Annotated in this window: 4 protein-coding genes; all 4 read left to right on the forward strand. The window is 72.9% G+C overall.

Going from position 1 to position 22,209, the window contains the following annotated elements; genetic code table 11:
- Positions 1–56: 56 nt before the first annotated feature.
- On the forward strand, positions 57–4,706 hold the full coding sequence (locus tag ACH4K4_RS38265; protein WP_398174851.1) for an amino acid adenylation domain-containing protein: 4,650 nt from the start codon (positions 57–59) through the stop codon (positions 4,704–4,706).
- Complete coding sequence (locus ACH4K4_RS38270; protein WP_398174854.1) at positions 4,703–9,361, forward strand: amino acid adenylation domain-containing protein; 4,659 nt, start codon at positions 4,703–4,705, stop codon at positions 9,359–9,361. Before ACH4K4_RS38265 ends, ACH4K4_RS38270 begins: the two co-directional genes overlap by 4 nt.
- Complete coding sequence (locus tag ACH4K4_RS38275) at positions 9,358–20,274, forward strand: amino acid adenylation domain-containing protein (protein WP_398174857.1); 10,917 nt, start codon at positions 9,358–9,360, stop codon at positions 20,272–20,274. Before ACH4K4_RS38270 ends, ACH4K4_RS38275 begins: the two co-directional genes overlap by 4 nt.
- The coding region (locus ACH4K4_RS38280) for a condensation domain-containing protein (RefSeq protein WP_398174860.1) at positions 20,271–22,209 on the forward strand (1,939 nt) is incomplete at its 3' end. The genes ACH4K4_RS38275 and ACH4K4_RS38280, both read left to right, overlap by 4 nt.

The raw sequence follows: 22,209 nt of genomic DNA on the forward strand, positions 1-22,209 counted from the left end.
CGGCGCAGGCGCGGCCGGCGGTGACGGCGGTGGAGCCGCGGCCGTCGCGTCTGCCGATGTCGTTCGCGCAGCGCCGGCTGTGGTTCCTCAACCAGTTGGAGGGGCCGGGCTCGACCTACAACATCTCGGTGGGGATACGCCTGTCGGGCGCGCTGGACCAGGAGGCCCTACGGACCGCGCTCAGTGACGTGGTGGCGCGTCACGAGAGCCTGCGCACGGTCTTCACCGAGGATGGTGAGGGCCCCTACCAGGTGGTGGTCGAGCCGGAGATCTACGAGCCGGGCCTGGCGATCGTGGGAACGAGCGAGGCCGAGCTGCCCGCGCGACTGCGCGAAGCCACTCGGTACGGCTTCGACCTGGCGAGTGAAAATCCGCTGCGGGGCTGGCTGTTCCGCCTCGATGAGCAGGAGCATGTGCTGCTGGTCGTGCTGCACCACATCGCGGCGGATGGTTGGTCGTTGCCGTTGCTGGCGCGGGATTTGATGGTGGCGTATACGGCGCGCAGTGCCGGGGCGGCTCCCGGGTGGGCGCCGTTGCCGGTGCAGTACGCGGATTACAGCTTGTGGCAGCACCGGGTGCTGGGCTCTGAGGAGGACCCGGAGAGTCTGAACGCGCGGCAGTTGGCGTTTTGGAAGTCGGCGTTGGCCGGTCTTCCGGAGGAGCTGCCGTTGCCGGCGGACCGGCCGCGTCCGCAGGTGGCCTCGCATGAGGGCGGGGTGGTTGGTTTCGGGATCGGTGCGGAGCAGCACGAGCGGTTGTTGGCGTTGGCGCGTGCGCACAACGTGAGTCTGTTCATGGTGTTCCAGGCGGCGTTGGCGACGTTGCTGGACCGGATGGGCGCGGGCACCGACATCCCGCTCGGTAGCCCTGTCGCGGGGCGCACGGACGATGCCCTGGGGGAACTGGTCGGGTTCTTCGTCAATACGCTGGTGCTGCGTACCGACACGTCGGGCAATCCCACGTTCGCGGAACTCCTCGACCGCGTCCGCGCCACCAACCTCGCCGCATACGACCACCAGGACGTCTCTTTCGAGCAGTTGGTGGAAGAGCTCAACCCGACGCGTTCACTCGGCCGTCATCCGCTTTTCCAGACCATGCTGGCCTTCAACAACACCGCCGGCCTGGCCCTCGCCGAAGAACTCGGCAATCTGCCCGGCCTGCGTATTCGGCGTGAGGAGGTAGGCACCACCAAGGTCAAGACGGACCTGCTGTTCCGGTTCGTGGAGCAGTTCGCCGCCGATGGTTCGGCCGGTGGTGTGGATGCGGGTGTGGAGTTCGCGCGGGATCTGTTCGACGAGCCGACGGTGGAGCGTTTGGCGGAGCGGTTGCTGCGGGTCTTGGACACGGTTGCCGCTGATCCGTCGGTGCGGGTCGGTGAGGTTGGTTTGCTGGGTGAGGCCGAGCGTCGTGAGGTGTTGGTGGCGCGCAATGATACGGCGCGTGTGGTGGATGCGGGTGTGTTGCCGGCGTTGTTCGAGCGGGTGGTGGCGCGGTCGGGTGATGCGGTGGCGGTGGAATGTGCGGGGGTGGAGGTTTCGTATGGGGAGTTGAATGCGCGGGCGAATCGTTTGGCTCGGTGGTTGGTTGGGCGTGGGGTGGGTCCGGAGCGGTTTGTTGGTGTGGTGTTGCCGTGGTCGGTGGATGTGGTGGTGGTGTTGTTGGCGGTGTTGAAGGCTGGTGGGGCGTATGTGCCGGTGGATCCGGGTTATCCGGTGGAGCGGATGCGTTTCATGTTGGGTGATGCGGAGCCGGTGTTGGTGGTGACGTCGGCGGATGCGTTGGGGGGTGTGGTCGAGGCGGCGCCGGAGGGTGTCGAGTGTGTGGCGGTGGAGGAGGTCTTGGCGCTTTCTGAGGGGTTGGCGTCGGGGGATGTGGTGGATGGTGAGCGGTTGGGTGGGCTGCGTGTGGAGCATCCGGTGTATGTGATTTATACGTCGGGTTCGACGGGGCGTCCGAAGGGTGTGGTGGTTCAGCATTCTTCGGTGGGTGCGTATGTGGTGCGGGGTCGTGAGGTGTATGGGGATGCGGTGGCGGGGGTGTCGTTGATGCATTCCTCGGTGGCGTTCGATTTGAGTGTGACGGGGTTGTGGACGCCGTTGGTGTCGGGCGGCCGGGTGTATTTGGGTGAGCTGGACGAGCAGGCTGTCGACGCGGGTGCGTCGTTCGCGAAGGTGACGCCGAGTCATTTGAGTGTGTTGGGTGCGTTGCCGGATGGGGTGGGTCCGTCGGGTGTGTTGGTGGTGGGTGGTGAGGCGTTGCGTGGTGAGGTGTTGGACGGGTGGCGGCGGCGTCATCCGGGGGTGGCGGTGGTGAATGCGTATGGGCCGACGGAGGCGACGGTTAACTGTGCGGAGTTTTGGCTTCGTCCGGGTGAGGTGACGCCGTCGGGTGCGGTGCCGGTGGGTCGGCCGTTTTGGAATACGCGGGTGTTTGTGTTGGATGCGGGGTTGCGTCCGGTGCCGGATGGGGTGGCGGGGGAGTTGTATGTGGCGGGTGTGCCGTTGGCGCGGGGCTATTGGCGCCGCTCGGCGCTGACCGCGGAGCGGTTTGTGGCCTGCCCCTTCGGCAGTGGTGAGCGGATGTATCGCACCGGGGATCTGGTGCGGTGGACCACCGGGGGTCAGCTGGAGTACGTGGGGCGTGTTGATGATCAGGTGAAGGTGCGGGGTTTCCGTATCGAGCTGGGTGAGATCGAGTCGGTCATTCGCTCGCACGACGCGGTGACAGCGGCGGCCGTGGTGGCCCGCGAGGACACCCCCGGACACCGACGCCTGGTCGCCTATGTGGTGGGCACCGCCGGCCTGGAGCCGGATGCCCTGCGGGCCTTCGCTGCCGAGCGGCTGCCGGACTACATGGTTCCCTCGGCGGTCGTCGCGCTGGACGAGCTGCCGCTGACGGTGAACGGCAAGCTGGACCGCAGGGCGCTGCCGGCGCCGGACTACGCGGCGCTGGTCACGTCCACCAAGCCGCGCAACGAGAGCGAAGAGATCCTGTGCGCCCTGGTGGCCGACGTTCTGCGGCTGCCGTCCGTCGGAGTGGAGGACAACTTCTTCAGCCTCGGCGGCGACAGCATCCTGTCGATCCAGCTCGTCGGCGCGGCCCGCCGGCAGGGTCTGAAGCTGGCCGTGCGGGACGTCTTCGAGCGTCAGACCGTGGCCGGTCTCGCCGCCGTGGCCACCTCCGTGACCGACGAGGCCGTCGAGGAGGACGGCGCGGGCATCGGCCCGGTGCCGGCCACGCCGATCCTGCGCTGGATGGCCGAACGCCGGGTGGAGACAGCCGAGTTCAACCACTCCATGACCGTGCGGGTCCCGGCCGGCGTCCGGCACGCGGATCTGCTGGCCGCGGTGCAGGCGGTCCTCGACCACCACGACGCGCTCCGTATGCAGGTCCGCGTCGGCGAGGACGGGGAGTGGGCCCTGCACGTCTCGGAACCCGGCTCGGTCTCCGCCGAGCTGTGCCTGCGCCGTGTGGACGTCACCGGTCTCGACGGGGAAGTCCTGCAAGCGGTGCTGGTCGGGCACAGTGTCGCCGCCAGGCGGCGGCTCGCGCCCGAAGCCCGGCTGATGCTCCAGGCGGTGTGGTTCGACCACGGGCCCGGCCGGCCCGGACTGCTCAGCCTGGTGATCAACCACCTGGTCGTCGACGGCGTCTCCTGGCGGATCCTGCTGCCGGACCTGGCCGAGGCGTGGGAACAGGCGGCCGCCGGGCGCGCGATCGAGCTGCAACCCGTACGGACGTCGTTCCGGCGCTGGGCGCAGCGGCTGGCCGACGTCGCCGCCGGACCGGAGCTGCGCAAGCAGGTGACCCTGTGGACCGACGTACTGAGCGGGACGGACGAGCTGATCGGCGGGCGGCCGCTGGACCCGGAGCGGGACACGCACGGGACCGCGGGGCGCACGACGACGTCGCTGCCCGTACCCCTCACCGAGGCGGTGCTGACGGCGGCGGCCTCGGTCCTCGGCGCGGGGGTCGACGAGGTACTGCTCGCCGGGCTCACCCTGGCGGTGGGCAAGTGGCGGCGGGACCGCGGCGTCGCCGGGGCCTCCCGCGTACTGCTCGACCTGGAGGGCCACGGCAGGGCCGAGGACCTGGTGCCCGGCGCCGACCTGTCGCGCACGGTCGGCTGGTTCACCTCCCTGTACCCGGTGCGCCTGGACCCGGGGGTCTTCGACCACGCGGACGCCTGGGCGGGCGGACCGGCCGCGGGCGAGGTGTTCAAGCGGGTCAAGGAGCAGGTGCGCCGGCTGTCCGGCGACGGCATCGGCTACGGCCTGCTGCGCTACCTCAACCCGCACACCAGCGTGGCACTGGCCGGGCTGAACCGGCCCCAGCTGCGCTTCAACTACCTGGGCCGGGCCGTCGGCGCCGAAGAGGACTGGGCGGTCCTGCCCAACACCGTCGGCATCGCGGGCACGGACATGCGCCTGGGCCTGCCGTACGCCCTTGAGGTCAACGTGCTGATCACGGACGGGCCCGAAGGGCCCGAGCTGGTGGCGAAGTGGATCTGGGCAGGGGACCTGCTCGACGAGGGCGAAGTGCACGAGCTGGCGGACCTGTGGCTGCACGCGGTGACCGCGGTGACCACGTACGCGCAGCGCCCCGGCACCGTGGGCCTGACGCCGGCCGACGTGTCGCACAGCTCGATGAGCCAGAGCGAGATCGACGAGCTCGAAGCCGAACTGGAAGAGGAGTGGGAAGAGTGACCGGGACCGGGTCGGCGCGCAAGATCGAGGACATCCTGCCGTTGTCGCCGCTGCAGGAGGGGCTGTTGTTCCACAGCCTCTTCGACGAGTCGGCGGCCGACGTCTACACCGCACAGCTCGTCGTGGAGCTGGAGGGCGCGGTGGACGCGGCCGCGCTGCGGGCGGCGGCGGACGCCGTGCTGCGGCGGCACGCGAGCCTGCGTGCCGCGCTGCGCCGGCGCAAGTCCGGCGAGTGGGTACAGCTGGTCAGCCGTACGGTCGAGACGCCGTGGCGCGAGATCGACCTGAGTGCGCTGAGCGAGGCGGAGCGGGGGCTGAAGCTGACCCGGCTGCTCGACGAGGACCGGTGGGCGCGCTTCGACCTCGGGCGTCCGCCGCTGATCCGCTTCACCCTGGTCAGGCTGAGCGCGGAGTCGTTCCGGCTGGTGGTGACCAACCACCATGTGATCCTGGACGGCTGGTCGCTGCCGATCCTGATGCGGGACCTGCTGACCCTGTACACGGCCGGTGACCAGGCGGCGCTGCCGCCCGCGCCGCTGTACCGGAACTACGTGCGGTGGCTGGAGGCGCAGGACCGCGAGGCGGGGCTGCGCGCCTGGGCGGACGCCTGCGAGGGGTTCGGCGAGCCCACCCTGCTGGTCCCCTCGGCGGGCAGCCGGGTGCCGACGGCACCCGAGGAGATCGAGTTCGAGCTCGACGAGCCGGCCGGGCGTGCCCTCGCCGACCGCGCCCGCGAGCTGGGCGTCACCCTGAACACGGTGGTCCAGGCCGCGTGGGGCCTGCTCCTGGGCAAGCTCACGGGCCGCGACGACGTGATGTTCGGCGCCACCGTCTCCGGCAGGCCCGCCGAGGTGGCCGACTCGGGCGACATGGTGGGCCTGTTCATCAACACGCTGCCGCGCCGGATACGGATACGGCCCGCCGAGACGCTGGCCGCGTTCATCGGCCGCGTACAGGCGGAGCAGACGCCGCTGCTGGCTCACCCGTACCTCGGGCTCGCGGACATCCAGCGCGCGGTCGGCCTCGGCGGCGACCTGTTCGACACCCTCCTGGTGTTCGAGAACTACCCCCTCGACGCGGCGCGCTCCACCGAGATCGCCGCGGCGGCGGGGCTGCGCGTCAAGGGGCTCCACCGCAAGGACTCGACGCACTACCCGGTCACCCTCGACGTGATCCCCCGCGAGACGCTGCGCTTCCGCCTCTCCTACCAGCCGGGCCTGGTGACGGCCGGTGCCGCCCAGGCCCTCGCCGGGCGGCTGCGCACGGTGCTCGGCGCCGTCACGGACGACCCCGGCATGCCGGTCGCCGCGGTCGACGTGCTGACGGACGCCGAGCGGACCCGGGTCCTGCACGAGTGGAACGACACCGCGGCGGAGCCGTCGGCCGTGACCTTCCCGCAGGTCTTCGAAGAGCGGGCCAGGATCGCACCCGACGACACCGCGGTGGTCTTCCGCGACGCGGCGCTGACCTTCGCCGAGCTCAACGCCCGCGCCAACCGCCTGGCCCGGCACCTGGTCGCCCACGGCGCGGGCCCGGAACGGCGGGTGTGCCTGGCACTGCCGCGCTCCCTGGACATGGTGGTCGCCCTGCTGGCCACGATGAAGGCCGGCGCCGCCTACGTGCCGGTCGACCCCGACCTGCCCGCCGAGCGGCTGTCCTTCCTGCTCACGGACGCGGACCCGGTGCTCACCCTGGTCTCGGGGGCCGGCGGCGAGCTGCCGGGCGACACCCCCCGGCTGCGGCTGGACGCCCCGGAGACCGAGGCCGCGGTCGCCGGGCTCGCCGACACGGACCTGGGCGACGACGAGCGGCACGGCCCGCTGCGCCCGGACCACCTGGCGTATGTCATCTACACCTCCGGTTCCACCGGGCGCCCCAAGGGCGTCCTCATCGACCACCGCGGCCTGGCGAACCTCTTCGACAACCACGAGGCGCACCTGATCCGCCCGACGGCCGAGGCCCTGGGGCGCGTACGGTTCGCGCTCACCGCGGTGTTCTCCTTCGACACCTCGTGGGAGGGCCTGCTGTTCCTGGCCGCGGGACACGAGCTGCACGTGATCGACGACGAGACCCGGATGGACCCCGACGCGCTGGTCGACTACGTGGCCACCCGCCGTATCGACATGCTCGACGTGACGCCGTCCTACGCCCGCCAGCTCACCCCCGCCGGCCTGCTCACCGACCCCAGGCACCGCCCCGCCGGGCTCATGCTCGGCGGCGAGGGGGCCGGTGAGGCGCTGTGGCGCGAGCTGAACGAGGCGCCGGACACGACCGGTTACAACTTCTACGGCCCGACGGAATGCACGGTGGACGCCCTGTCCTGCCGCACCGCGGACTTCGAGAAGCCCGCCGTGGGCAAGCCCGTGCGCAACACCGCGGCGTACGTGCTCGACAGCACGCTGAACCCGGTACCGCCCGGCGTCCCCGGCGAGCTGTACCTGGCCGGCCGCCAGCTGGCCCGCGGATACCTGGGCCGCGCGGCCCTCACCTCGGAACGGTTCGTGGCGAACCCGTACGGCCCGCCCGGCAGCCGGCTCTACCGCACCGGCGACGTGGTGAGCCGGCGCGAGGACGGCGATCTCGAATACCACGGCCGCAGCGACGACCAGGTGAAGATCCGCGGGTTCCGGATCGAACCGGGCGAGGTGGAGGCCGCGATCACCGCACAGCCCGAGGTGGGCGAGGCCGTCGTGACCGCCGTGGACGAGGGGGGCGCCGGCAAGCGGCTGGTGGCCTACCTGATACCCGCCGACGAGGAGAAGCCGGTCAACACCGGCCTGCTGCGCAAGCGGCTGGAGGCCGAGCTGCCCGACCACATGGTCCCGGCGGCGTTGATGGTGCTCGACGCGTTCCCGCTGACCGCCAACGGCAAGCTGGACCGGCGCAGGCTGCCGGCCCCCGAGTTCGGCCCGGCGACCATCGGCCGCGGTCCGCGCAACCCCCGCGAAGAGGTGCTGACCGGGCTCTTCGCCGAGACGCTGCGGCTGCCCAGGGTCGGCATCGACGACGACTTCTTCGCCCTGGGCGGCGACAGCATCCTGTCGATGCAGCTGGTCGGCAAGGCCCGCAGGGCCGGACTGGCGCTGTCGGTCCGGCAGGTCTTCGAGAACCGCACCGTGGCGCGCGTCGCCGAAGTGGTCGAGGAGAAGGGCGACGGCGCCGACGTGGACGCGGCGGACGTCGGCGTGGGCGCGCTGCCGCTGCTGCCCATCGTCCACGCGCTGGTCGAACAGGGCGGCGCGTTCGGCGAGTACAACCAGGCGCTCGCCGTCCAGGTGCCCGCCGAACTGGGCTGGGACCACGCCAGGGCGGCGGTTCAGGTGGTGCTCGACCACCACGACGCGTTGCGCATGCGCCTCGTCCGCCAGTCCGGCGCCGGCTGGGCGCTGTTCGTCGACCCGCCCGGCTCGGTCACCGCCGACTCCTGCCTGTCCCGCGTGGACGCGGCCGGGCTCGACGCCGCGCGGTTGCGCGCGCTGATGACCGAGGAGGGCATTGCCGCGCGCCGCTCGCTCTCTCCCGGGGAAGGCCGGATGGTCCGGCTCGTGTGGTTCGACCGCGGTCGCGACACACCGGGCCAACTGCTGCTCGTACTGCACCACTTGGTGGTCGACGGCGTCTCCTGGCGCGTCCTGCTGCCGGACCTCGCCGAGGCGTGGGAGGCGGTGGCCGCCGGCCGGCCGGCGCGGCCGCAGCCGGTGGGCACTTCCCTGCGGCGCTGGGCACAGCGGCTCGTGGACCTCGCGGCCGACCCCGCGCGGCAGGGCGAGCTGCCGATGTGGTCCGGGATGCTCGCGGCCCGGGAGGACCGGGTGGGGGACCGCGCGCTCGACCCCGCCGTGGACACCTACGGCACGGCGGGCCGCCTCAGCCTCACCCTGCCCGCCGGCACCACCGAGGACCTGCTCACCACCCTGCCGTCCCGCTACCACGCCGGCGTGGACGACGTCCTGCTGACGGCGTTCGCCATGGCCGTGTGCGAGTGGCGGGGCACCGGTACCTCGGCGCTGCTCGAACTCGAAGGGCACGGCCGTACCGAGGACGCGGTCCCCGGCGCCGACCTCGCGCGGACCGTCGGCTGGTTCACCAGCGCCCACCCCGTCCGGCTCGACCTCGGCGTGTTCGACCACGGCGAGGCGTGGGCCGGCGGGCCGGCCGCGGGGCAGCTGCTCAAGCGGGTCAAGGAAACGATCCGGGCGATCCCCGACGACGGGCTGGGCTACGGCCTGCTGCGGTATCTGAACCCCGAGACCCGGGACGCCCTCGCCGCCCACCCCGCACCGGAGTTCGGGTTCAACTACCTCGGGCGGCTCGCCACGCCGGAGGCCACCGACTGGAACGTCGTACCCGGCACGGTCGGCGTGGTGCCGACCGAGGACGCCATGCCGCTGGCGCACGCGGTGGAGCTGAACGCCCGCACGACCGACGGGGAACGCGGCCCCGAACTGGTCGCCGACTGGACCTGGGCCCGGGGCCTGGTCTCCGAGCAGCGGATCCGCGCGCTCGCCGAGACGTGGTTCCGCGCGCTGGAGGCGCTCGCCGAGCACGCCCGGCGACCGGACGCCGGCGGGTTCACGCAGTCCGATGTACCGCTGGTGTCCCTGAGCCAGGACGAGCTGGACACCCTCCGAACCGAGTGGGGAACGCTGTCATGACCCGATCCGACCTGGAAGACATCCTGCCGCTCTCGCCGCTTCAGGAGGGGCTCCTCTTCCACAGCGTCTACGACGACCGGTCCGTCGACGTCTACACCGAGCAGATGTGGCTCGACCTGGCGGGGCCGCTCGACGTCGCGGCCCTGCGGGCGGCGGCGGCCACGCTCCTGGACCGCCACCCCGGACTGCGCGCCGCGTTCCTGCACGAGAAGGTCAGCAAGCCCGTCCAGGTCATACCGCGCACCGTTCCGCTGCCGTGGCGGGAGGAGGACCTGAGCCTGCTGCCGCAAGACGAGCGCGACCGGCGGCTGGACGAGCTGACCGAACAGGACCAGGCGACCAGGTTCGACCTGACACGGCCCCCGCTCATCCGCTTCCTGCTCATCAGGACCGGCGACGAGCGGTTCCGGCTGGTCGTGACCAACCACCACCTGCTCTTCGACGGATGGTCCCTGCCGATCCTGACCAAGGAGCTCTTCACCCTCTACGCGGGCGGCGACCGCGCCGCCGGACTGCCGCGGGCCCGCCCCTACCGCGACTACCTGGCCTGGCTCGCCGCGCAGGACCGGGAAGCCTCGCAGGCCGCGTGGCGCGAAGCCCTCGAAGGGCTGGCCGAACCCACCCTGCTGGGCCCCGGTACCAAGGCGACGGACCGCCCGGGACAGCTCGAATTCGAGCTGGACGAGGAGCTGAGCACCGCACTGGCCGAGCGCGCCAGGGACCTGGGCGTCACGCTCAACACGGCGGTGCAGGGCGCCTGGGGCCTGCTGCTGGGCCGTCTCACCGGACGCGCCGACGTGGTCACCGGGGTCACCGTCTCCGGCAGGCCCCCGGAGCTTCCCGGCGTCGAGAACATGATCGGCCTGTTCATCAACACGGTGCCGCTGCGCGTCGCCACCTGGCCGGCCGAGCCCCTCGGCGACCTGCTCGTACGGATCCAGGCCGAGCAGGCCCGCGTCCTCGCCCACCAGCACGTGGGCCTCACCGAGATCCAGCGCTCCACCGGCCTCGGCGAACTCTTCGACACCGGCATGGTCTTCGAGAACTACCCCTCCGACCCGTCCAGGCTGAGCGCACTGGACGGCACCGGACTGCGCGTCACCGGCTCCCAGGCGCGCAACGGCGTGCACTACGCGCTGAGCCTCCTCGCCCGGCCGGGCCGCCGCCTGGGCTTCCGCGTCGACTTCCGCACCGACGTGTTCGACGCCGCCGCCGCGCAGGGGCTGGCCGCACGGCTGCGGCGGATCCTGCACGCCATGGCGTACGAGCCGGACCGGCTCACCGGCCGGCTCGATCTGCTCGACGCGGCCGAGCGCGGGCAGGTGCTCGCCGGCTTCAACGACACCGCACGCGACGTGCCGTTCGGCACCCTGCCTGCCCTGTTCGAGGCCCAGGTCGAACGCGCGCCGGACGCGGTGGCCCTGATGTCCGGCGCCGAGCGCCTGACCTACGCCGAGCTGAACGCGCGCGCCAACCGGCTGGCGAGGCGGCTCGTCGCCCGGGGCGTCGGGCCCGAGGACCGCGTCGCGGTCGCCCTGCCCAGATCGACGCAGTGGGCCGTCGCCGTGCTCGCGGTGATGAAGGCGGGGGCGGCGTACCTGCCGGTGGACCCCGAGTACCCGGCGGCGCGCGTCTCCCTCCTGCTCGCCGACGCCCGGCCCCGGCTGCTCGTCACCGGGGGGGAGTTCCCCGTACCGCAGGGCGGGCCCGAGCTGCCCCGCCTGCTGCTCGACGGCACGGCGGGCGACGGCGACGGCGACGAGGCCGGCACCGATGTGACCGACGCCGACCGGGTCGGGCCGCTGCTCACCGCCCACCCCGCCTACGTCATCTACACCTCGGGCTCCACCGGACGGCCCAAGGGCGTCGTGGTGTCGCACGCCGGCCTGTCCAGCCTGGTCGAGGGGCAGCGGGAACGGTTCGCCGTACGGCCGGGGGACCGGGTCCTGCACTTCGCCTCGCCCAGCTTCGACGCGGCCATCTCGGAACTGTGCCTGGCCTGGCTCACCGGCGCGAGCGCGGTACTGGCGCCCGCCGACCGGCTGGTGGCGGGCCCCGCGCTCGCCGAACTGCTGACCACGTACGACGTGACCCACGTGACGCTGCCGCCGACCGTGCTCGGCGCGCTGCCCCCGGACGGCGTGCCCGCGGCGACGACGCTGATCGTCGCCGGCGAGGCGTGCCCGCCGGAACTCGCCGCCAAGTGGTCGGCGGGCCGCCGCATGGTCAACGCCTACGGCCCCACGGAATCCACCGTGTGCGTGTCGATGAGCGACCCGCTCGACGGCGAGGGCACCCCGCCGATCGGCCGCCCGATCGTCAACACCAGGGCGTACGTGCTCGACGACCATCTGCGCCCGGTGCCCCCCGGCACCGGCGGCGAGCTGTACGTCTCCGGCGCTGGACTGGCCAGGGGCTACCTGGACCGCCCCGGCCTGACCGCCGAGCGCTTCGTGGCCGCGCCGTTCGGCATGCCGGGCGAGCGCATGTACCGCACCGGCGACCTGGCGCGCTGGAGCGCGGACGGGGAGCTGGAATTCCTCGGCCGGGCCGACGACCAGGTCAAGATCCGCGGCTTCCGCATCGAACCCGGCGAGATCGAATCGGCGCTGGCCGCGCACCCCGCCGTCGACCGCTGCGTCGTCGTGGTGCGCGAAGACCGGCCGGGCGTACGGCGGCTGGTGGGCTACTTCGTACCGGACGGCAACGCGCCGGCCGACGACGAACTGCGCGACTACCTCGCCGAGCGGCTGCCGGGGCATCTGGTGCCGACGGACTTCGTCGCCCTGGACGCCTTCCCGCTGAGCCCGCACGGCAAGCTGGACCGGGCCGCGCTGCCGGCCGTCGAACGGGCCGCCGGGGCGGGACGCGGCCCCCGCACCCCTCAGGAAGAGGTGCTGTGCGACCTGTTCGCCGACGTCCTGGGCCTGCCCAGGGTCGCCGTCGACGACGACTTCTTCGCCCTCGGCGGGGACAGCATCCTGTCCATCCAGCTGGTGAGCAGGGTCCGCGCGGCCGGCTGGAAGCTGTCCGTCCGCGACGTCTTCGAAGGGCGCACCGCCGAAGCGCTGGCCACCCTCCTCGAACCGGTGGCCGACGCCGTCCAGGACGCGACGGACAACGGCGTCGGCGCGGTGCCCCGCACCCCGATCATGCACTGGTTCGGTGAACTCGGCGGTCCCACCGACGGGTTCAGCCAGTCGGTCACCGTACGGGTACCTGCCGGCCTGCGCCGGGACCACCTGGTAGCCGCCTGGCAGGCCCTGCTCGACCACCACGACGCGCTCCGGCTGCGGACCCCCGAAGGCGGGCCCGCCGAGGTGACCCCGCCGGGCACGGTCTCCGCCGCGGAGTGCTTCACCAGGGTGGACGCCGCGGACCTGGACGAGGACGCGCTGCGCGCCGCCATCGACGAGCACGGCACCACGGCATGGCGTCAGCTGTCCCCCGCGACGGGCGCGATGGTGCGCGGCGTGTGGTTCGACTGCGGGCCGGAGCGCTCCGGCAGGCTGCTGCTCATCCTCCACCACCTCGTGGTGGACGGGGTCTCCTGGCGGATCCTGCTGCCCGACCTGGCCGCCGCCGTCGGCGCGGTGGCGGCGGGACGGCGTCCCGAGCCGGCACCCGTGGGCACGTCCTTCCGGCGCTGGGCGCAGCGGATGACGGACGAGGCACAGCGGGCGGAACGCGAGGCCGAACTCCCGCTGTGGCACGCCATGACCCCCTCCGCCCCCGACCCGCTGCTCGGCCACCGCGCCCTCGACCCCGCACGGGACACCCAGGCCACCGCGGGACGCCTGCGGACGACCCTGTCCGCGCCGGTGACCGAGGCCGTGCTGACCGAGGTGGCCGGCGCCTTCCACGCGTCGGTGAACGACGTGATGCTGGCCGCGCTCGTCCTCGCGGTCGTACGGTGGCGCCGCGACGAAGGCCACGACACCGACGCCGGACTCCCCGTCGAGCTGGAGGGACACGGCCGGGAGGAGCAGGTCGTCCCCGGCGCCGACCTGACCAGGACCGTCGGCTGGTTCACCAGCGCCTACCCGGTCCTGCTGGAGCCGGGCAGGCTGGACCTGGCCGACGCGTGGGCGGGCGGCCCCGCCGCCGGCCGGCTGCTCAAGGCGGTCAAGGAACAGCTCCGCCGGATACCGGACAACGGCATCGGCTACGGGCTGCTGCGCCACCTCAACCCCCGCACCGCCCCCCAGCTGGCGGCCCGGGAGCACGGCGCCGTCGGCTTCAACTACCTGGGCCGGGTGGACGGCCCGGCCGACGCGGACTGGGCGCCCACCGCCGACGGGTTCGGCTTCCGCGGCGTCGACCCCGCACTGCCGCTCGCGCAGCCCCTCGCCGTCAGCGCGGTCACCCGGGACACCGGTGCAGGGCCCCGGCTGGAAGCGACCTGGAGCTGGGCCGGTGACCTGCTCGGCGAGGACACCGTACGGGCCCTGGCCGACGGCTGGTTCCACGCGCTGGAGGCGCTCGCCGCACACGCGCGGCAGCCCGGGGCCGGCGGACACACCCCGAGCGACCTGACCCTGGGCGCGCTGCCCCAGCGCGACATCGACGTCCTGGACGGCACCGTGCCGGACCTGGAGGACGTCCTGCCGCTCTCGCCGTTGCAAGAAGGGCTGCTCTTCCACGCCGCCTACGACGACGAGGGCCCGGACATCTACACCGTGCAGCTCGCCTACGACCTCGAAGGCCAGGTGGACGGTGACGCCCTGCGCGCGGCGGCCGAAACGCTGCTGCGCAGGCACGCCAACCTGCGCGCCGCGTTCCACAAGGAGGGGCTGAGCAGGCCGGTCCAGGTGGTGCCGCGCGCCGTGCGGCTGCCCTGGCGCGAGGTGGACCTGCGCGGCCTCCCGGAGGACGGGCGCGCCGCCGAGGCCCGGCGGCTGCTGGCCGCCGACGCCGCCGAGCGCTTCGACCTCGCCGAGCCGCCGATGATCCGCTTCCTGCTGCTGCGCCTGTCCGACCGGCACCACCGGTTCGTGATCACCAACCACCACATTCTGCTGGACGGCTGGTCGCTGCCCCTCGTGCTGCGCGAACTGGTCACGCTCTACAACGCGAAGGGCGACCCGAGCGGACTGCCCCGCGTACGCCCGTACCGGGACTACCTGGCCTGGCTGGCCGGGCAGGACGGCGCCGAGTCGCGCGAGGCCTGGCGCGCGGCGCTCGACGGGCTCGACGGGCCGACCCTCGTCGCACCGGCCGCCGCCGGCCGTACGCCGGTGGCCCCCGGCCAGCTGGAGTTCCGCCTCGACGCCGCGCGCACCGCGGCGCTCGTCGCGCGCGCCAAGGCCCAGGGCGTCACGCTCAGCACCGTGGTCCAGGCCGCCTGGGCGGTCTTCCTCAAGGCGCTCACCGGGCGCGACGACGTCGTCCTCGGCGTCACGGTCTCCGGCCGCCCGCCGGAGCTGCCGGGCGTCGAGACCATGGTGGGGCTGTTCATCAACTCCCAGCCGATGCGGGTCACGCTGCGCCCGCAGGAGCCCATCGGGCAGCTGCTGGTCCGCCTCCAGGACGAACAGGCACGCCTCCTGGCGCACCAGCACCTCGGGCTCTCCGAGATCCAGGCACTGGCCGGCCACGGAGAGCTGTTCGACACGGCCGTGGTGTACGAGAACTACCCGGCCGACCGCGACGAACTGGCCTCCGCCGTGGCCGACTTCACCGTCACCGGCACGGCGAGCCGCGACGTGATGCACTACCCGCTGGCCCTGGTCGCCACCCCGGGGGACGAGCTGGCCTTCGACCTCGACCACCAGCCCGACCTCTTCGACCAGGCCACCGTCGCCCTGCTCGCCGAGCGCTTCACGGCCCTGCTCGACACCTTCGCCCACCACCCCGACCGGCACGCGGGCGACGTCGTCGTGCTCGGCGAGGAAGAGCGCGAGCGCGTCACCGGCCACCTCGCCAAGCGCGGGGAGGAGGCCCCGGCAGCGGCCCCCGCGCGGGCCGGGCGCGCTCCGCGTACCCCCCGGCAGGAGATCCTCTGCGAGCTCTTCGCCGACGTCCTCGACGTGCCCCGGGTCGGCATCGACGACAGCTTCTTCGACGCCGGAGGCCACTCGCTGTCCGCCGTGCGCCTGCTCAGCCGCATCCGCTCCGTGCTCGGCGTCCGCGTTCCCCTCCGCCAGCTGTTCGAGACACCGACGGTCGCCGGCCTCGCCGCCCACCTGGGCGACCAGGACGGTGCGCCGGCCGGCATCACCCCGATGCCGCGCCCGCCCCGGCTGCCGCTCTCGTTCGCCCAGCGCAGGCTGTGGTTCCTGCACCACCTGGAGGGCCCCGGGGCGACGTACAACATCCCGGTCGCGCTGAGCCTGTCGGGCAGCCTGGACAGCCCGGCGCTCGAAGCCGCGCTCGGCGACGTGGTGGCGCGGCACGAGAGCCTGCGCACGGTCTTCGCCGAGTCGGCCGACGACCACGAGGGCGCGTACCAAGTGGTGCTCGCACCCGAGCGGGCCCGGCCCGAGCTGACCGTGGTGCGTACCACCAGGGAGGCGCTGCGGACCGAACTGGACCGCGCCGGCGGGTACGCCTTCGACCTGACCACCGAAACGCCCTTCCGCGCCTGGCTGTTCGACCTCGGCGGCGACGAGTGGGTCCTGCTCCTGCTGCTGCACCACATCGCAGGCGACGGCTGGTCCATGCCCGTACTGGCCAAGGACCTCAGTGCCGCCTACGGCGCCCGCCGTTCCGGCGCGGAACCGGACCTCTCGCCGCCGGCCGTGCAGTATGCCGACTACACGCTGTGGCAGCGCGAGACGCTCGGCTCCGAGGACGACCCGGACAGCGCGATCAGCACCCAGCTGGCCTTCTGGCGGAACGAGCTGGCCGGCCTGCCCGAGGAGCTGAACCTCCCGGCGAGCCGCTCCCGGCCCGCCGTGCCCAGCCACCGGGGCGGCGTCGTCACGCTGGAGACCGGCGCCGGGCTGCACGCGCGGCTGCTCTCCGTGGCGCGGGAGAACAGCGTCAGTCTCTTCATGGTGGTCCAGGCGGCGCTCGCCGCGCTGCTCACCCGGCTCGGCGCGGGCACCGACATCCCGCTGGGCAGCGCGGTCGCCGGGCGCACGGAGGAGGCCGTCGAAGACGTCGTCGGCTTCTTCGTCAACACGCTCGTGCTGCGCACCGACACGGGGGGCGACCCGACGTTCCGCGAACTGCTCGGCCGCGTACGGGAAACCGACCTGGCCGCCTACGCGCACCAGGACGTCCCCTTCGAGCGGCTCGTGGACGTGCTCCGGCCGGCCCGCTCACTGGCGCTGCACCCGCTGTTCCAGGTGATGACCACCTTCAACAACGTCGACCGGCGCGGCGCCACGCAGGCGATGGCGGCCCTGCCCGAGCTGACCGTCACCGGCCACGACATCAGCACCGGCATCGCCAAGTTCGACCTCCTGTTCGCCTTCGCCGAGCAGCACGACGGCGGCAGCGGCACGGCCGGGCTCAAGATCGACCTGGAGTACAGCCTCGACCTGTTCGACGAGGACGCCGCCCGGTCCGTCCTGGACCGCTTCGGCAGGGTGCTCTCCGCCGTGACCGACGACACCGACGTCCGGCTCGGACGGCTGGACGTGCTCGGCGCGGAGGAACGCCGCAAGCTGCTGGTGGACTGGAACGGCGCCACGACCGCGACGCCCGGGGCCTCGTTGCCGGAGCTGTTCGGACGGCAGGCCGCCGATACACCGGACGCGGTCGCCGTGGAATGCGGCACGCTCACCCTGACCTACCGCGAGCTCCAAGCGCGCGCCGACGCGATCGCGCACCGGCTGCTGAGCCGCGGGCTCGGCGCCGAGGACCGGGTCGGCCTGTTCGTGGAACGCTCGGCCGACGCGGTCGCGGCCATCCTCGGCATCGTCAAGGCCGGCGGCGTCTACGTCCCCCTCCACGACTCGTATCCGCCCGAGCGGATGCGGCAGGTCCTCGAAGAGGCCGGGGCCTCGCTGCTGCTCACCGACGAGGCGTCGCGGGACCGAGCGGAAGCGCTGGGCCACGCGTGCGTGGTCGTCGGCGAAGACGGCGGGGACGGCGAGGCGGGCACCGCCACGGCCGGCACCGGCACCGAGGTACACCCGGATCAGCTGGCGTACGTGATGTACACCTCGGGCTCGACGGGCGTGCCGAAGGGCGTCGCGGTGACCCACCGGGACGTCGTGGAGCTGGCGGCGGACACGCGGTGGGCGAACGGTGCCCACCGGCGGGTGCTGCTCCATTCGCCGCTGGCGTTCGACGCGTCGACGTACGAGCTGTGGGTGGCGTTGCTGTCGGGCGGCTGCGTGGTGGTGGCGCCACCCGGCGACGTGGACGTCTCCGTACTGGCGGGGCTGGTCGCCGGGCACGGAGTGACCAGCCTGTGGCTGACCGCCGGGCTGTTCGGCCTGGTCGCGGACGAGGCGCCGGAGACGCTGCGCGGGGTGCGCGAGGTGTGGACCGGTGGCGACGTGGTGCCGGCCGGGGCGGTGCGGCGGGTGCTGGAGCACTGCGAGGGCCTCGCCGTGGTGGACGGGTACGGCCCGACGGAGACGACGACGTTCGCGTTGTCGTACCGGGTGCCGTCGGCCGACGCGGTGCCGGTGACGGTGCCGGTCGGGCGACCGTTGGACAACATGCGGGCGTACGTGCTGGACGAGGCGCTGCGCCCGGTGCCGGTGGGTGTGGCCGGTGAGCTGTACGTCGCGGGCGCCGGGCTCGCGCGGGGCTACTGGGCGCGTGCGGGACTGACGGCGGAGCGGTTCGTACCGTGTCCGTTCGGGGCCCCCGGTGAGCGGATGTACCGCACCGGGGACGTGGTGCGGCGCCGGGCCGACGGTGAGACGGAGTTCCTCGGCCGCGCCGACGGCCAGGTGAAGGTACGCGGCTTCCGCATCGAACTCGGCGAAATCGAGAGCGCGCTCGACGCCGCCCCCGAGGTGGCACGCGGCGCCGTGCTCGTACGCGAGGGCGAGGCGGGCGTCAAACGCCTCGTCGCCTACGTCGTGCCCGCCCCCGGCGCCCGTACCGACCCGGCGGCACTCCGGTCGCGGCTGGCCGAGGCGCTGCCCGAATACATGGTGCCCGCGGCCTTCGTCGAACTCCCCGAACTCCCGCTGACCGGCAACGGGAAGCTGGACCGCAACGCCCTGCCGGAGCCGGTCTTCAGCACGGAGACGGGCTCCCGCGCGCCCGCCACGGAACGCGAGGAAGCGATCTGCCGGCTCTTCGCCGAGGTGCTGCACCGGGAACAGGTCGGCGCCGACGACGACTTCTTCGCCCTCGGCGGGGACAGCATCCTGTCCATCCAGCTCGTCAGCAGGGCCCGCAAGGCCGGGTACACCCTGTCGGTGCGCGACGTCTTCGACCAGCGCACCCCCGCGGGCGTTGCCGAGGTCGCCGGTACGGGACAGCAGGAGACCGACCCGCTCGACGTCGGGGTGGGCGTGGCCCCCGCGACGCCGATCGTGCACTGGCTCCTCGAACGCGGCGGCCCGCTGGACACCTTCAACCAGTCCATGACGGTCTACACCCCGGCGGGCGCACGCCCCGACCAGATCGCCGCCGTACTGAACGCGCTGCTGGACCGGCACGATGCCCTGCGGGCCCGGCTCACCGGCGACGGCACGCCCGTACTGGACATCGGCGAGCCCGGGTCCGTACGGGTGGAAGAGATCCTGACCCGGGTGGACGCTGCCGGGCTGGACGACGAGGACGCCGTGCGCGCGGTGCTGACCGAGCACGGAACCAAGGCCCTCGGCCGGCTCTCGCCCCGGAACGGCACGATGGTGCAGGCGGTCTGGCTGGACCGCGGCAACTCCCTGCGCGGCCTGCTGCTGCTGATCGCCCACCACCTGGTGGTCGACGGCGTCTCCTGGCGCATCCTCCTTCCCGACCTCGTGGAGGCGTGGCGGGAGACGGCAGCCGGCCGGCAGCCGCGCCCCGCGCCCGTCGGCACCTCGCTGCGGCGCTGGTCCGAGCGGCTCACCGAGGCTGCCGCGTCCCCGCAGCGGCTGCGGGAACTCCCCTTCTGGGAAGGGGTTGTACGGCAGCAGGGCACCCCGCTGGGCGCCCGGCCGCTGGACCCCGCGACCGACACCCACAGCACCGCGCGCCAACTGCGGCAGCGGCTGTCGCCCGAGGTGACCGAGTCGGTGCTGACGACCGTCCCGGCGATGTACCGGGCCGGGGCCGACGACGTCCTGCTGGCCGCCCTCGCCATGGCGGTCCGCGAGTGGCGGCACGGCACGGACGACGTGCTGATCGACCTGGAGGGCCACGGCCGCGAGGAGAGTGTGGTGCCCGGCGCCGACCTGTCGCAGACGCTCGGCTGGTTCACCTCCCTGTACCCGGTCCGCATCGACCCCGGCAGCTACGACAGGGCCGAGGCGCTGTCCGGCGGCCCGGCGGCCGGCGAGGTGCTGAAGAGCGTCAAGGAACAGCTCCGCGCCGTACCGGACAAGGGAGTGGGGTACGGGCTGCTGCGCTACCTGAACCCCGAGGCACGCGACAGGTTGGCGGGGCACGCGCAGCCGCAGATCGGCTACAACTACCTGGGCCGCGTCGGCGGTGGCGAGCAGGCCGAACCGGGCGACTGGGACCCGGTGCCCGGCGGCACCGGCGTGGTCCCCGACGAGGACCCGCTCATGCCGCTCGCCCACCCGCTGGAGCTCAACGCCCGGGTGGAGGAAAGCCCCGAAGGCCCCCGTCTGGTGGCCGGCTGGACCTGGGCCGGCGCGCTGTTCGGCGACGAAGAGGTCCAAGATCTAGCAAATTCCTGGTTCGCGGCGTTGGAAGCTCTTCATGCACACGCCGGTGGGCCCGGCGTGGGGGGACTCACCCCGTCGGACGTGGCGTTGGAAGCGATGTCCCAGAGCGAGATCGACGAATTCGAAGCGGATTTCGAAAGTGAGTGGGGGACGCAGACGTGAGCCGACAGTCGCGGACAATTGAGGACATCCTGCCGCTCTCCCCTCTTCAGGAGGGGATGCTGTTCCACGCCGTCTACGACGCGGCCGGGCCGGACGTCTACACCGTCCAGCTGGCCTTCGACCTGGAGGGCGACCTCGACCCTGCGGCCCTCAAGGCGGCCGCCGACGCGCTGCTGCGCCGGCACTCCGGCCTGCGGGCCGCCTTCCGGCAGCGCAAGTCCGGCGACTGGGCGCAGCTGATCCCCCGCGAGGTCCGCATCCCCTGGCGCGAGGCGGACCTGCGCGACCGGACAGCGGACGAGCGGGACGCCGAGGCCCGGCGCCTGGTGACCGCCGACACCGCCGAGCGCTTCGACCTCGCCAAGCCGCCCCTGGTGCGGTTCACCCTGATCCGGCTGGACGACAACCTCCACCGCCTGGTCCTGACGCTCCACCACCTCCTGCTGGACGGCTGGTCGCTGCCCATCGTGCTCAGGGAGCTGATGGCGCTCTACATCGCCAAGGGCGACGCCGCCGGGCTGCCCCGCGTCCGGCCGTACCGCGACTACCTGACCTGGCTGGGCCGCCAGGACCGCGAGGCCACCCGCGCGGCGTGGCGCGAGGCCCTCGCGGGCCTGGAGGAGCCGACCCTGGTGGCGCCGCAGCTGGCCGGCGCCGGCCTCGTCGAACCGGAACGCACCGAATTCTCCCTGGAGGCCGGGCTCTCGGACCGGCTGGCGCGACGGGCGAAGGACCACGGCGTCACCCTCAACACCGTCGTCCAGACCGCGTGGGCGCTGCTCGTCGGCATGCTCACCGGCCGCCAGGACGTGACCTTCGGCGTCACCGTGTCCGGGCGGCCGCCGGAGCTGGCCGGCGTGGAGAACATGGTGGGGCTGTTCATCAACACCCTGCCACTGCGCGTACGGCTCGACCCCGCCGAATCGCTGGGCACCCTCCTGTCCCGCGTACAGGACGAGCAGGTGCGGCTGCTGCCGCACCAGTACCTCGGCCTGTCCGAGATCCAGAGCCTGACGGGGCTGGGCGAACTCTTCGACACCAGCATGGTGTACGAGAACTACCCCCTGAACGCGCCCGAAGCGCAGGGCGACGACGGCACTTCCCCCGCGGCCCACGGCCTGCGCACGGTCGCCGCCGAGGGACGCGACGCCATCCACTACCCCCTCTCCCTCGCGGCGCTGCCGGACGACGCCCTGCGCTTCCGCATCGGCTACCGGCCCGACGCCTTCGACCCCACCGCCGTACAGGCGGTCAAGGCCGCCTTCCTCAGGGTGCTGCACGCCCTCGCCGACCAGCCTTCGCGCCTGGTCGGCGCGCTGGACGTGCTCGACGAGGAGCAGCGCGGCCGGGTGCTCGCGGAGTGGAACGACACGGCCCGCGAGCTGCCCTCCAGCGGCATGGCCGCACTCTTCGAGGCCCAGGCCGCCCGCACCCCGGACGCGGTCGCCGTGGTCCACGGCGACACCACACTGACCTATGCCGAACTGAACGCGGCGGCGAACCGCCTCGCCAGGCACCTCATCGAACAGGGCGCCGCCGCCGGGCAGTTCGTCGGCATCGCCCTGCCGCGCTCGGAACAGCTGCTCGTGGCCGCGCTCGCCGTCCTCAAGACCGGTGCCGCCTACCTGCCCATCGACACCGCGTACCCGGCCGACCGCATCGCGTTCATGCTCCAGGACGCCGAGCCCCGTCTGCTGATCACCCACAGCACGGTGCGGGACGCCCTTCCCGCGTCCGAAGTGCCGCTAATGCTGCTGGACTCCACGGGCCCCGACCTGGCCGGATACCCCGGGCACGACCTCGTCGACACCGAGCGGGGCGGCGCCCCGCAGCAGGCCGCCCCGGCGTATGTGATTTTCACGTCGGGTTCGACGGGGCGTCCGAAGGGTGTGGTGGTGGGTCAGCGTGCGTTGGTGAATTTGTTGGTGGGGATGC

It is taken from the genome of Streptomyces sp. NPDC017529 (assembly GCF_044329785.1).
In the GTDB taxonomy this organism is placed as follows: domain Bacteria; phylum Actinomycetota; class Actinomycetes; order Streptomycetales; family Streptomycetaceae; genus Streptomyces.